This is a genomic window from Streptomyces sp. NPDC006265, from assembly GCF_040613555.1.
Classification (GTDB): domain Bacteria; phylum Actinomycetota; class Actinomycetes; order Streptomycetales; family Streptomycetaceae; genus Streptomyces.
In genome coordinates this window covers 1-7,408 of the sequence record NZ_JBEXSH010000442.1, presented here as the reverse complement: position 1 = coordinate 7,408, position 7,408 = coordinate 1, and the positions used below count along the sequence as shown (strand labels likewise).

Here is a 7,408-nt window from a genome sequence, read left to right as displayed (position 1 = left end):
GGGTGCCCGTCGTGCGCGGCGATCAGGCCCGCGTCGATGGGCGAGGGCCACGCCCCGTAGGCCAGCGTCCGCACCGTCTCCCCCACTCTCCTAGGCCGTCCGCAGGAACCGGTCGAGTACGCGGACACCGAAGTGCAGCGCCTCGGCCGGTACCCGCTCGTCGACCCCGTGGAACATGGCCGCGTAGTCGTAGCCGTCCGGCAGCTTCAGCGGGGTGAAGCCATAGCCGGTGATGCCGAGGCGGGAGAACTGCTTGGCGTCGGTGCCGCCGGACATGCAGAACGGCACCACATGGCCCTCGGGCGCGAACTCCTCGATGGCGGCCCGCATGCCCGCGAAGGTCGCCGAGTCCACCGGTGACTCAAGGGCCACCTCGCGGTGGTGGAACTCCCAGTCCACGTCCGGTCCGGTGAGCCGGTCGAGGGTGTGGCGGAACTCCTCCTCGCCGCCGGGCATGTAGCGGCCGTCCACATGCGCGACGGCCTCGCCCGGAATGACGTTGATCTTGTAACCGGCGTCCAGCATGGTCGGGTTGGTGCTGTTGCGCAGGGTCGGCTCGACGAGCTTCGCGGCCGGGCCGAGCTTCTCCAGCAGGGCATCCACGTCGGTGAGGTCGGTCTCGATGCCGTAGAGCGCGGCGAGTTCGGTGAGGGCGGCGCGCACGGTCGGGGTCAGCCTGAGCGGCCACTCGTGCGCGCCGATCCGCGCGATCGCGCCCGCGAGGCGGGTGACGGCGTTGTCGCGGTTGACCTTGGAGCCGTGCCCGGCGCGTCCGCGGGCGGTGAGCTTCAGCCAGGCGGTGCCGCGTTCCCCGGCGGCGATCGGGTAGATCTGCCGCCCGTCGCCGTCGTGGAAGGTGAAGGCGCCCGACTCGCTGATGCCTTCGGTGCAGCCCTCGAACAAGCCGGGGTGCGAGTCGGCGAGGAATCCGGAGCCGTCCTCGGCGCTGGCCTCCTCGTCGGCGGTGAACGCGATGACGACGTCCCGGCGGGGCCGGACGCCCTGCCGTGCCCAGCCGCGCACGACGGCCAGGATCATCGCGTCCATGTTCTTCATGTCGACGGCGCCGCGCCCCCAGACGACCCCGTCGCGGATCTCCCCGGAGAACGGGTGCACGCTCCAGTCGGCGGCCGCGGCGGGCACGACGTCGAGATGGCCGTGGAGCAGCAGGGCGCCGGCCGAGGGGTCGGTGCCCTCTATCCGGGCGACGACGTTGGTCCGCCCCCTGGTGCGCTCCAGCAGGGTCGGCTCGATGCCGGCCTCGGCGAGCCGGGCGGCGGCGTACTCGGCGGCGGGCCGCTCCTGGCAGTCGCCCCCGCCCCGGTTGGTGGTGTCGATCCGGATGAGGTCGGACGTGTACGTCACGACCTCGTCCAGTGCCTGCTCGTCCACCTGCTCAGCCATACTGCTCCTCCACCGCGGCCGAGACGATCGTGGTGACCGCCTTGAAGGCGCGGATGCCCTCGTACATGGTCCGGCTCGTGTACGCCACCTTCCGCTCCCCGATCCGTTCCACACCCGGGACCACGGTGGCCGCCATCGCCAGGTGCTCGGCGTCGAACTCCACGGCCACGGTGAACGGGCCTCTGTGCACGGGTTCGTGACGCACCGCCAGGGCGGCGGCCTCCTTGGCCGCCGCTCGGATGTCGGCCGCGGTGCGACCGGGCGTGCGGCACACGGCCGCGTAGCGCGACACGTGGTCCTTCACCGCGACCTTCAGCGCCTCCGGCGCATACCCGAGCGCGTCCTCGCAGGCGACGTCGTCCCCGGTGACCAGCACGACCGGCACGCCGTACTCGGCGACGACATGCGCGTTGAGCAGCCCCTCGCTCGCCCGTACGTCGTTCAGCCACACGCCCGTGATCGAGTTGGCGAGGTAGGTGTGCGCGAGGACGCCCTCCATGCCGGCGCCCGCGTGGTAGCCGATGAACGCGATGCCGTCGACGTCGCCGTGCTGCACGCCCTCCACCATGGACAGCGCCTTGTGCCGGCCGGTGAGCATCTGGGCGCGGTCGTCGAGCTGCTCCAGCAGCAGGTTGCGCATGGTCGAGTGCGCCTCGTTGATGATCACCTCGTCGGCGCCGCCGTCGTGGAAACCGAGGACGGCGGCGTTGACATCGGAGGTGAACAGCGAGCGGCAGCGCTCCCACTGGGAGGCGCCCGGCATCACGTCGTCGGGCCAGGTGACGCCGGTGGCGCCCTCCATGTCGGCGCTGATGAGGATTCTCATGACGAGCCGTCCAGGGCGGAGATCTTCATGGTTCGTCACGTTACGCGCTGCGGCCTGAACCGGCTACGAGGTGGTCACCAACGGATCGGCAGGTCGGCGACGAGCGCCGTGAGGCGGTCGGCCAGGAGGCGGTGGTCACGGGCCGAGTAGTGCCAGTGGCAGCCCGTGTAGTCCAGGCCGGTGGTGTCGAGGGGCCAGTAGCGCACCCGGCGGTCGCCCGCACCGGTGCGCTCCCGGACGACGTGTTCGACATGGCCGGCGAACGGGCCCGTGCCGACGGCCAGGAGGGTGGTCGCGGCCCCGTAACGCTGCCGCAGTTTCGCGAGGAAACCGCTGTAGGCGCTGCGGTAGGCGGCGGCGAGGCTCTCGTCCGTCCACGGCTCGCCCGGGTTGACCGGCGTGGAGAAGTCGTTCGTGCCGAGGTGGACCACCACGAGCTGCGGCCGCCAGGTGCCGGGGTTCTGCCAGACGTCGCCGGGCACGTTCAGCAGCGCACGGTCGTAGAAGGTGCGGTAGTTCACCTCCGGCGAGCCGCCGTTGTAGTTGCGCACCATGCCCTGGCCCGAGTACGCGTTGAGCTGGTAGTCGGCGCGCAGCCCCCGGGCGGTGAGGGCGCCGAAGCTCATGTCGGCGTTCGTGGTGCGCTTCAGCTGCTCACCGTCGCAGTCGCGGGAAGGGGAGAGGTTGCCGTAGCCGGCCGTGAGGGAGTCGCCGATGAACTCGATCTGGCGGCTGCGCGCGGCGGGCCGGGCCAGGACGGCACCGCCGGGTGCGGCGACGAAGCCGCCGAAGGAGCTGGTGCTCCACGGGGTGTCGTTGCGCTTGACGAGCCGGACGGTGTGCACGCCGTCGCGCAGGCCCCTGACCCAGTGGGTGGTGTTGCCCGGCGTGACGAGGGTCGCGACGGTGGACCCGTCGACCTGGACGTCGTAGTCGGCGGCCGGATCGTCGAGCACGACGCCCACGCCGGTGCCCCGGATCCGGCCCTCGAAGTAGACGCCGGGCCAGCTGTACTGGAGCGCGTCACCGAAGGCCTTGACCCGCCCGGCGGTGTGCACACTGTCCCGTACTCCGCGATGGTCCGGTGCGGCCGCGGTCGTGACGGCGCTCGTGCCGATCAGTGCCGCCGAGACCGCTGACGCGGCCAGCATCCGTAACCAGGGCATCGGCATGTCGGTCCTCCGCGGGGGTGAGGCGGGCACACGGACGGGAGTATGACCGTACACCGACAAATTCGCCGCCCGCCAGACCGCCCCCGGCTCAGCCCCGGTCCGCCCCCGGCTCAGCGCCGGAGGCGGTCGAAGCGGAACGGCACGAGCGCCTCGGGCCGCCGCCCGGTGACGACGTACTCGGCGAGCCGGTGTCCGGTGACCGGGCCCAGGGTGACTCCCAGCATGCCGTGGCCGGTGGCCGCGAAGGCGTTGTCGTGCCCCGGGACACGGTCGATCACCGGGAGTCCGTCGGGGAGGAACGGCCGCCCGCCCACCCAGGGATCCCGGATCTGGCCCACCAGGTCGTCCGGGTCGTCGAACCAGCGGCCCAGGTAGTGCCGGCTCGCCAGGGCGACGGCCACGATGCGGCGCCAGTCGAGGCGGTTGTTGTTGCCGCTGAGCTCCATCGTGCCGCCGATCCGCGTGGTGCCGCCGATCGGTGAGGCGACGGCCCGGCGCTCGCCGAAGTACAGCGTGTGCCGTGGTGCGGGGTCCAGGTCCACGGAGAAGCTGTAGCCCTTGCCCGCCTGGAGAGGCAGGTGGTGCCCCAGGAAGTGGAGCAGGGCCGGGGAGCGCATGCCGGCGGCGACGACGACCGCCGAGCAGGGCAGTTCGCTGTCGGCGGTGCGCAGGGCCGTCACCCTGCCGCCCGCCGTCCGGAACCCGGTCACCTCGGCGTTCTCGTGGATCTTCACGCCCGACGCGGCCAGCGCGTCGCCGAGAGCCCGCGCGAACGCCTCCGGGTCGACGACGCCCTCCCCCTCCACGAGGTAGGCCGCGCGCACGGCGGGCGAGAGCGCCGCGTCCAGCAGATGCGCCCCGGCGCCCGTGGTGATGTCGTCGGGCACGGGGTAGTGCCCGTCCGCCATCTCCCGCTGGATCGCCAGATGGTGCCGGGCCTCGGCGGGTGACAGGAAGGCGTGCACCATGCCCGGCCGGGTCAGCGTCGTGTCGACCCCGGCCTCGCGCAGCCCGTCGAACAGGCCGAAGGTGTCCCGGTTCAGTGCGGCGACGGCCGCGTAGCCGCGCCGGAAGGCGGCCGGTGTGCTGCTGCGCCAGAACCGCCACAGCCACCGTACGAACCCCGGGTCGGGCAACGGCCGCAGATACAGCGGGGAGTCCGGGCGGCCCAGCGAGCGCAGGGCGTAGCGCACCACCCCCGGGGCCGGCACCGGCGTCGAGTGGCTGAGGCAGACCCAGCCGGCGTTGCCCCGGGACGCCCCGGAGCCCAGCTGCCGCCGCTCGACCACCTCCACCGGCAATCCGGCGGCGGCCAGGTAGTACGCCGTGCACAGCCCGACGACACCGCCGCCCACGACCACGACCGGGCCCGTCGCGGCGCTCATGACGCGTTTCCGTAGGACGCGAGGAACTCCCTGGTGCGGGCTTCGGCCGGAGCGCCCAGGACGCCCCCGGGTGGGCCCTCCTCGACGATCCGGCCACCGTCGACGAAGACGACATGGTCGGACACCTCGCGGGCGAAGGGCAGTTCGTGGGTGACCAGCAGCATCGTCATCCCGTCGGCGGCCAGTTCCCGCATCACGCTCAGCACCTCCCGGGTGGCCTCGGGGTCCAGGGACGAGGTGGGCTCGTCGAAGAGCAGCACCTCGGGCGTGAGGGCGAGGGCCCGAGCGATGGCGACGCGCTGCTGCTCACCACCGGAGAGCTGCACGGGCTGCGCGAGGGCGCGGTGGGCCACACCGACCCGGCGCAGCAGCGCCACGGCCCGCTCCAGCGCCCGCTCCTGGGGCACGCCGGCCTTGCGCTGCGCGAGGACGACGTTCTCCACGGCCGTGAGGTGCGGGAACAGATGGAACCGCTGGAAGACCATGCCGACCGTGCGGCGCAGCCGGGGCAGATCGCGGCAGACCGTGCGGCCGTCCTGGTGCACCACTTCCCCGGCTACCTCGACGGTGCCCCGGTCGGGGCGTTCGAGCAGGTTGACGCAGCGCATCAGGGTGGTCTTGCCGCCACCGCTCTGCCCGATGACGCTGACGATGCTGCCCCGGCGGACCTCCAGGCTCACCCGGTCGAGGACGAGCCGCCCGTCGAAGGACTTGCTCAGCGACTCGATCCGTACAACGGCCTCGGAGGAGGCCCGGGTGGCGGGCGTCGCCGCGGCGACCGACTCGGTCATGCGGAAGCCTCCTTCAAGGGTGTGCCGGCGGCCGGTTCGGCGGCCAGCAGGGCACGGGCCGCCCGCAGGCGCCGCCGGCGCCACGGCGACAGGGGCACTCCCGACCGGACCTTCCGCTCCAGGAGCAGCAGCAGTTGGGACAGCGGGTAGCACAGGGCGAAGTAGATCGCCGCGATGACCAGGTACACCTCCAGCGCCCGGAAGGTGGCCGAGGTGATGAGCCGCCCCTCCGACATCAGCTCGGCGGCGGAGACGGTGACCAGCAGCGAGGTGGACTTGAGCAGGTCGACCAGCATGGTGTTGGTGCCGGGCAGGGCCAGCCGGAGGGCTTGCGGCAGCACGATGTGGCCGAAGATGCCGGTCTTCCTGATGCCCAGCGCCTCACCGGCCTCGGTCTGCCCGGCGTGCACGCCGCTGATCGCGGAGCGGAAGATCTCGGACAGGTAGGCGGCGTAGAAGACGATCAGGCTGAGGCAGCCGGCGGTGAACACGTCCAGCCGGATCCCGGCGGAGGCGAGACCGAAGTAGGTCAGGAAGATGATGGCGAGCAGCGGAACGTTCTTGAACACCTCGGTGTAGACGGCGGCCAGGGCGCGCGCCGGCCAGGCCTTGCTGAGCCTGAGCAGCGCCACGGCGAGGCCGAGGAGCACCGCGCCGGCAAAACCGACGACCGTGTAGGACACGGTGCGCCCGAGCGCGTCGATGAGTTCGGGCCGGTAGTCGGCCCAGGGCACCTCGAAGAGACCGGACATGGCGGCTGCTTTCACTGAGTGAGGGACGGGGGCGTCCAGTCCTGGGGCCGGTCCACGCCGCGGCGGGCCGTGGCGACGTCGGCGGCCGGTACCAGGAACTGCTTCGGGTCGCCGCCGTACTTCTCGACGAGCTTCGCCATTTCCCCGTCGCGGTACATGGCGTCGATCCGGGCGGAGATCGCGCGCTCCAGCTTCGTGGCCTTCTTGGGCAGGTAGAAGCCGGTCTGGTACTGCTGGAAGTAGGCGTAGGCGGGCTTTGCCTCGACCTGCGCGGCGGTCGGCGGCGTCAGGTACTCGGTGTCGATCCTCAGGTCGGGGCGCTGCTTCTGCGCCGCGATGATGATCAGCGGGTCGAGGAAGCCGACGTCGACCCGGCCGGCGCCCAGGTCGTCGAAGACACCGTTGGCGTCGGGGTAGGCGTGCAGCTTGGCCCGGGGCACGGTCTGGATCGACTTGACCCAGACATAGCCCTCGACGGTGCCGAGGTTCAGGCCCTCCAGATCGCTCACCGTCTTGTACGTCTTGCCACTGCGGACGGCCATCGCCGGGGGTGAGTAGTAGGGCGGGTCGGTGAACAGCCCCTGCTTCTGCCGGTCGGCGGACCAGGCGACACCGCCGATGGTGAGGTCGACCCGGCGGGACTGCACCCCGGCGAGCATCCCGGCGAAGTCCGTCACCTCCGGTTCCACCTTCAGGCCCAGCTTCTTGGCGACGGAAGCGAGGATGTCGCCGTCGAGCCCGACGATTCTGCCGCCCTGAACGCTGGTGTAGGGGGCGTATGGCTGGACGGCGACCTTGATGACGCCGGGTGTGAGGGTGCCCAGCGCGGCGGTCTCGTCGGACACGTTCTTCGGGGCGTCGTCCCCGCCCGAGCCGCAAGCTGCGACGGTGGATATCAGGAGCATCGCGGACAAAGTGACAGCGAGCGAGCGCACACGGATCATCGGCTCGGGCCTTCCGTCTCGGTGCTGAAGGATCCCGCCGCATGCACCGGGGCTCTGCGCCCCGGCGGGGAAGTGATGGTCGAGGTCTCCTGTGACACGGTCTTCTACCGCCTCTCCCATGAGGAGTGGAAGCG

Annotated in this window: 7 protein-coding genes; all 7 read right to left on the bottom strand. The window is 71.7% G+C overall.

The genetic code is table 11. The features are described from left to right. Window positions 1-90 precede the first annotated feature (90 nt). Window positions 91-1,404, bottom strand: a complete 1,314-nt coding sequence (locus ABZ281_RS29670) for a M20/M25/M40 family metallo-hydrolase (protein ID WP_356660402.1) — start codon at window positions 1,402-1,404, stop codon at window positions 91-93. Further along, window positions 1,397-2,230, bottom strand: a complete 834-nt coding sequence (locus ABZ281_RS29665) for a M55 family metallopeptidase (RefSeq protein WP_356660400.1) — start codon at window positions 2,228-2,230, stop codon at window positions 1,397-1,399. The genes ABZ281_RS29670 and ABZ281_RS29665 overlap by 8 nt, the downstream gene beginning before the upstream one ends. 74 nt (window positions 2,231-2,304) lie before the next feature. Continuing rightward, window positions 2,305-3,396 carry a GDSL-type esterase/lipase family protein gene (locus tag ABZ281_RS29660; RefSeq protein WP_356660398.1) on the bottom strand — a complete coding sequence of 364 codons (1,092 nt, stop codon included), beginning with the start codon at window positions 3,394-3,396 and terminating at the stop codon, window positions 2,305-2,307. 116 nt (window positions 3,397-3,512) lie between these two features. Next, a complete protein-coding gene (locus ABZ281_RS29655; RefSeq protein WP_356660396.1) occupies window positions 3,513-4,787 on the bottom strand; it encodes an FAD-dependent oxidoreductase in 1,275 nt (424 codons plus the stop codon). After that, window positions 4,784-5,578 (bottom strand): amino acid ABC transporter ATP-binding protein, encoded by a 795-nt coding sequence (locus tag ABZ281_RS29650; protein WP_356660394.1) that lies wholly within the window; start codon window positions 5,576-5,578, stop codon window positions 4,784-4,786. Before ABZ281_RS29650 ends, ABZ281_RS29655 begins: the two co-directional genes overlap by 4 nt. Beyond that, window positions 5,575-6,330, bottom strand: a complete 756-nt coding sequence (locus ABZ281_RS29645) for an amino acid ABC transporter permease (protein WP_356660392.1) — start codon at window positions 6,328-6,330, stop codon at window positions 5,575-5,577. Before ABZ281_RS29645 ends, ABZ281_RS29650 begins: the two co-directional genes overlap by 4 nt. A gap of 11 nt (window positions 6,331-6,341) precedes the next feature. Beyond that, a complete protein-coding gene (locus ABZ281_RS29640; RefSeq protein ID WP_356660390.1) occupies window positions 6,342-7,235 on the bottom strand; it encodes a transporter substrate-binding domain-containing protein in 894 nt (297 codons plus the stop codon). Window positions 7,236-7,408 lie beyond the last annotated feature (173 nt).

Coding starts and splice junctions, on each gene's coding strand:
- ABZ281_RS29670 (WP_356660402.1), bottom strand. CDS start 1,404: ATGGCTGAGCAGGTGGACGAGCAGGCACTGGACGAGGTCGTGACGTAC.
- ABZ281_RS29665 (WP_356660400.1), bottom strand. CDS start 2,230: ATGAGAATCCTCATCAGCGCCGACATGGAGGGCGCCACCGGCGTCACC.
- ABZ281_RS29660 (WP_356660398.1), bottom strand. CDS start 3,396: ATGCCCTGGTTACGGATGCTGGCCGCGTCAGCGGTCTCGGCGGCACTG.
- ABZ281_RS29655 (WP_356660396.1), bottom strand. CDS start 4,787: ATGAGCGCCGCGACGGGCCCGGTCGTGGTCGTGGGCGGCGGTGTCGTC.
- ABZ281_RS29650 (WP_356660394.1), bottom strand. CDS start 5,578: ATGACCGAGTCGGTCGCCGCGGCGACGCCCGCCACCCGGGCCTCCTCC.
- ABZ281_RS29645 (WP_356660392.1), bottom strand. CDS start 6,330: ATGTCCGGTCTCTTCGAGGTGCCCTGGGCCGACTACCGGCCCGAACTC.
- ABZ281_RS29640 (WP_356660390.1), bottom strand. CDS start 7,235: ATGCTCCTGATATCCACCGTCGCAGCTTGCGGCTCGGGCGGGGACGAC.